The sequence below is a fragment of the Polaribacter sp. genome, from assembly GCF_039939415.1.
GTDB lineage: Bacteria > Bacteroidota > Bacteroidia > Flavobacteriales > Flavobacteriaceae > Polaribacter.
In genome coordinates this window covers 1-5,387 of record NZ_JBDVJE010000065.1, presented here as the reverse complement: position 1 = coordinate 5,387, position 5,387 = coordinate 1, and the positions used below count along the sequence as shown (strand labels likewise).

The 5,387-nt window shown below is 30.7% G+C and carries 3 protein-coding genes; all 3 read left to right on the top strand.

What is annotated here, in order from left to right; genetic code table 11:
- A partial coding sequence (locus ABJG40_RS10835) for a glycoside hydrolase family 95-like protein (protein ID WP_348024598.1) occupies positions 1-1,446 on the top strand: 1,446 nt, incomplete at its 5' end.
- A gap of 8 nt (positions 1,447-1,454) precedes the next feature.
- Entirely contained in the window at positions 1,455-2,990 is a 1,536-nt protein-coding gene (locus ABJG40_RS10830) for a sulfatase-like hydrolase/transferase (protein WP_348024597.1), read from the top strand.
- A 245-nt stretch (positions 2,991-3,235) separates the two neighbouring features.
- Entirely contained in the window at positions 3,236-4,927 is a 1,692-nt protein-coding gene (locus tag ABJG40_RS10825) for a hypothetical protein (RefSeq protein WP_348024596.1), read from the top strand.
- Positions 4,928-5,387: the final 460 nt, after the last annotated feature.

The window sequence follows — 5,387 nt, the reverse complement described above, 5'->3', positions numbered from 1 at the left end:
CAAATGTATAAACTAGGATCTGCATCTAGAGGAAACGGACCTATTTTAGATTTAATGGGACCTTGGTACAATAGAACCTTTTGGCCAATGGTTTGGGGAGATTTAAACGTGCAATTAATCTATTGGACGCATTTAACGGCAAATAGAATGTCTATAGGTGAATCTTTACCAAATAACATTGACAAATACACAGAGAATTTACAAAATAACGTTCCTAAACACTGGAAAAATAGTGCTGCAGTAGCTGCTTTAATGCCACAAGACTTAATTGCATATAATGGTGGAAAAGTACCAGATATGTTGGCTTGGATTTTAAACGATTATTGGTTGCATTGTCAATTTGAAGGTGATGATATTCGTATGCGAGATAAACTATTCCCTATCTTAAAAATGACGGTAAATAGTTATTTAAACTATATAAAAGACAACCCTGTAGATGCCGAAGACGGCAAAATTCATATTAAATACAGTTGGTCACCAGAATACAAACCAGGTAGAGGACAAGATATTAATTTCACATTGGCCTTAATTCGTTGGAGTTGTCAAACCCTTATCGACATTGATGAAAAGCATCAAATAAATGATCCGCTTAAAAAGGAATGGCAACATTTATTAGATAATTTAGTTGATTTTCAAATTGATGAAAATGGTCTTATGGTAGGAAAAGATAGACCTTTTGCAAATCCGCACAGACATTATTCGCATTTGTTAGCTTTTTATCCTTTAATGGTGATTACTCCAGAAAAAGAAGCTGATAAAAAACTATTATGTACTTCTTTAGATCATTGGTTAGATGTTACTTTTAATAGCGGTAAAAAAATTAAAGCAATGCCAGTTACTGGTTATACAGCAACAGGAGCTTCGTCTATGTATGCTAATTTAGGTGACGCAGAAAAAGCGTATTATTATCTTGATTTTTTAATCAAGCACAAAAATATTTCATCAACAACGATGTATTCAGAAGGGAAAATAAACCCTGTTATTGAAAGTCCTTTATCCTTTGCAACAAGTTTACATGATATGATGCTTCAAAGTTGGGGCGGAAAAATAAATGTGTTTCCTGCAAGTCCAAAAAATTGGAAAGATGTTTCGTTTCACAACTTAAGAACACAAGGAGCTTTTTTGGTGAGTGCAAAAAAGACAAACGCAACAACAGAATTCGTTTCAATAAAAAGTTTAAAAGGAAACGAATGTAACGTTCAGGTTGATTTTAAAAACCCGAAATTTTATATCAATGGTAAATGTGTTTCAATAAACAAAAATATAAATGGTTCTTACAGTATCGATCTAAAGAAAAATGAAACTGTGATAATTACTTCCAAGTCATTGAAAAAAACTGATTTAAGTATTAAAGAATTACCAAAATCTAAAGAAGAACAAAACCTTTTTGGATATGGTAGCAAAACAAAAAGATTACCTGGTCATAAATATTACAGTTCTTATTAATTTAAATTATGAAAACAATTTTATATCATCTATTTATTATTTCATCTTTTTTATCATGCACTGCAGTAACACAAACTACACAAGCACAAGAAAAGAAACCTAATGTTATTTTTATCTTTTCTGATGACCAAAGATTTAACTCTTTGAGTATGACAGGAGATCCTGTAACCGAAACCCCAAACATAGATCAATTAGCAAAGGAAGGTGTGTTTTTTAACAACGCTTATATTACTAGTCCTATTTGTGGACCTAGTAGAGCAAATATATTTACAGGGCAATGGGAACGAAAAAACAAAATTGGATTTAATTATATCTCTAAAAATATTATTACAGAAGAAACCTATAAAAAAAGTTGGCAAGTGCAAATGAAAGAAGCTGGTTATTCTACGGCTTTTATTGGTAAAAGTCATACCAAAATTGGAGATAGAAATAACACCTCCTTAAACAAAAATACAGACTTTGCTTACTACGGAAATGGGCATTTAGGATTTTATCCTGCCAAACGCCACAAGCAATTTTCGAACCTTAAAAATAAAACACAAATTGAGGGTATGTTAGAGGCTACTAAAGCGTATTTATCACAAGATGATACGTACGATTATTTTTATAAAAACGCACAACCTTCTATTAAAAATCAACTTAAAAAAAGAGATCCTGACAAACCTTTTTCGGCTTGGGTTAATATAAACCTTCCGCATGCATCAAGTATTGGTGGAATGGGCACACAACCAGACGACCCAGAGTACTACAAAACAAAATATAACGATGTAAAACATAAAATAGAATTGCCCAATGATTATCCACAAGACATTAGTTTACCAGACAATGTGTATGCCACAAAAGATTTAATGAAATATTATGTTACCTCTAAAAAAGGAAAATTATTAAATGAAAAACTAAAAATGGATCGTGCAGTGTATGCTATTGATCTTATGCTTGGTAATTTACGTACCTATTTAAAGGAAATTGGTGAAGCAGACAACACTATTATTGTTTTCTGTTCTGACAACGGATTGTTTTTAGGCGAACACGGTTTAGGTGGAAAAACCATTTTATATGATGAATCTGTGCATGTGCCAATGATTGTATATTCTCCATTTTTCAAAAATAAAACAAAAGGAAAAAAGGTAGATGAATTGGTAGTAGGACAAGATATTCCTGCAACTATATTAGAAATGTGTGGTATAAAAACACCAGAAACGTATCAAGGTAAAAGTATGCTTTCATTAATAGAAGGTAAAAATAAAAATTGGAGAAAAGACATTTTTTTAGAAAATTTATTTACAGATCAAGGCTATCCAAGACAAGAAGGCGTAAGAAGTAAACAGTATAAATACATTCGTTCTTTTAGTAAAGTAAATGATAGAAAAAAATATGTTCCAACTCAGTCTGTTGATAATAATGAACAGCCAATTTACGAAGAGCTTTTTGATATTATAAACGACCCAAAAGAGCAAAACAATTTAGTAGGAAATAAAGACTATGTTGACGTTTTAAACAAATACAGAAAACGATGTAAAACCTTGGTATCGGAATTAAAATAATTTAAATTACCATTTAAACAACCGTACCATATTAATCAAAAAATAGAATACATTTTTCTTAAAAAGGAAAATATAATTAGTTTTCACAATCTATAATTAATTAAAAATCAAAACTATAACCTAATGTATTCTTTAACTACTAAAATTACTTCTGCACAAAAAGAGCAAGCATTTGATTGAATAAAGAATTGTTTTTTGGCATAAGTATAAGATATTTGAAAAATATTAATTCTAATTTAAACTATATGAAAACTATCAAGTATATTTCAGCTATTCTATTATTTTTTAGCATATCGTGTTCCACTGAATCTGACTTTGACCTTGTAGAGATAATAATTGACCCAACAGAAGAACCTATAGAATCTACATTTGGTTTAAATGAATATGGAACATTAGATTACATAACCGTAGAAGGTATAGAAATAGGAGTAGATACTTCGGTAGAATTAGAAGCATTACACGGAGAACCAGAAGAGAAAACCCCAGAAGTAAATGGTTTAGTAAGATGGCAATATTTATCTGAAGGAATAGGCTTTGGAGTAAACACATCTACAAACATTATTGATAAAATATATTTATATTCTGACTTATTCGAAGATTACACTATTAGTTATCCACGTGCCCTTGAGGAAGTTTTACAATATAAATTTGGAGTATTGAAAGCGAAACATCCTACCCTTAGAATTAAAGACTCTAGTGGAAATAATTCCCCTTATGAAAAGGAGACTATCAAAGAAGCTACTAATGGAGAATTAAACGGTGTTTATTCTTACAATTTTGATAACATTGGAAGGTTTATCTTTATTTCTGACAGTATAGATAATAAAGAAGGGTTTGTAGTACAAATCATCTTAGAATCTGAAACATATGATACCGGTAGTGGTAGCGTTAGTGATAACCCAGAAATATTATTTGATAACGCAGGAGATAATAGTCAAACATTTGATGTAGGACAGGAAGATGAAGATGATCTTAATCAGGATATTATTACCGTAGGAGGTACTGGTATACTTGTAGAAAACAATAGTTTTATAGGTGTTACTACTGATAACGCTAGCGATGATGGTGCCACTGCAGTTTTTACTTTTGACTTAACTACAAATGCAGCCACTGCAATTGATGCTACTTTAAATTTAGAGTTAGCAAAAAGAGCAAAAGGCAGCGTTACAGGTACAGTTTCTGTAACAGGTTATTCAGATACGCCTTTTTCTTATGAAGCTACATCAACAGATAATGGTGGTAGTGCTCCAGCTATCGATTTTGAATTTGCATCAACTATTTCACTTGTTTCAGGTACACCTCTTACGGTTACTATTACACTAGATGAAATGTTAACTGAAGGTAATACAACAAATCCTATTTTTAGGTTATCAAAAGTAACTATTAATAAAGATGGTAATACACCAGAACCTACACAAGATACTTGGCTAGATGTAGACAATTCAATTTCAAAACTAACAGTATCAACCGCTTGTACAGACTGTTCTGTAGCAACAGTAGCAAACCCTGATGCTGCAGATGTAGAGGCTACGAATGTAACAAAATGGACCATAGGTTCGGCTTCAGGTAGTGGAAATAAAAGTCTTGATTTTGATTTCAACGACGGAGAGGGTGTTACACTAGCCGATTATGCTAATTTAATAGTAACCGTACGTATGTACTGGCCAAGTTACAATGACATTAGTAATTTTGATAGTAATGAGCGTATTAGATTCTATTTAAGTGATGGAGTTAATGAACAACAAGTACAAGCTAATTTTGTTGAATCTAACGAAGCTGGATGGCATACTATAGTATTTGATTTTACAGGAACACCATCAGGTGCTGCCCTAACATCAGATATAATTAGTGGAGAAATTAGACTAGTAGGTAATAAATTTACAAATATAGATAATGGTCTTGAATTTTATATTGATACCATCACTTCTAATTTATAGATTAAAAGTTATTAGATTAAATAATCATAAAAAGTCCTTTGTTAAAATTTTAACAAAGGACTTTTTTATAAGTTTAAAACAAATAATCCTAAACGTTGCAACTACAAGCGTTCTAATATTGTTGGTAAAAGAACCACATAAGAATTAAATGATTTCAAACAACAATGTAAAATATTTAAAAAAATGAAATAATCTTTTACTTCCTTATCTAAATAAAAATGAGTTTCCTTTTGTTAATTACAAATGATGTTTTAGAGCAAGTATTTGACTATTTTAAGAAACATAATTTTCTAATAACAATATATCTTTGGTTTACTAATTAGAAGCTAACTTATTAATAATGAATAAATATTTACCTATTTTCTTTTTTTTACTTTTTTTCGTTCAGATTTCTAATGCACAATTTTTGTGGTTTGAAAACGAAAGTAATACTACTCATCTAGAATACTCAGCCGTTTCA

What these genes read in the sequence shown, in the direction of transcription:
- ABJG40_RS10830 (WP_348024597.1), top strand. Translation starts at nt 1,455, where the DNA reads ATGAAAACAATTTTATATCATCTATTTATTATTTCATCTTTTTTATCA.
- ABJG40_RS10825 (WP_348024596.1), top strand. Translation starts at nt 3,236, where the DNA reads ATGAAAACTATCAAGTATATTTCAGCTATTCTATTATTTTTTAGCATA.